Origin of the sequence: Acinetobacter sp. AKBS16 (genome assembly GCF_002899995.1) — a bacterium.
Taxonomy (GTDB): domain Bacteria; phylum Pseudomonadota; class Gammaproteobacteria; order Pseudomonadales; family Moraxellaceae; genus Acinetobacter; species Acinetobacter baumannii.
Map to the genome: position 1 here is coordinate 3,529 of NZ_POYH01000073.1, position 324 is coordinate 3,852.

Here is a 324-nt window from a genome sequence, read left to right on the forward strand (position 1 = left end):
ACCTTGCACTTTTTACAGGTGTAGGACTCATGGGCGGTGCAATGCTTCGTGACTTTACTATTGTAGCCACAGCATTTGAAGTACAAGCGACTGAGGCCAAAAAAGCTGGATTTATTGGTGCCTTCTCTTTATTTCTCGGGACCATTTTGCCATTTATTGTCGGTTGTATGTTTGCGTGGATTTTTGGCTATCGCGATGCGGTAAGTATTACCACAATTGGCGCAGGTGCAGTGACTTACATTGTTGGGCCTGTTACGGGTGCGGCCATTGGTGCGAGTTCTGAGGTCATGGCGCTGTCAATTGCAACGGGGCTGGTGAAAGCAA

At 47.8% G+C, this 324-nt stretch carries 1 pseudogene; it reads left to right on the forward strand.

Going from position 1 to position 324, the window contains the following annotated elements:
* A pseudogene (locus C1642_RS19390) lies at nt 1-324 on the forward strand (malonate transporter subunit MadM); the annotation flags it as partial.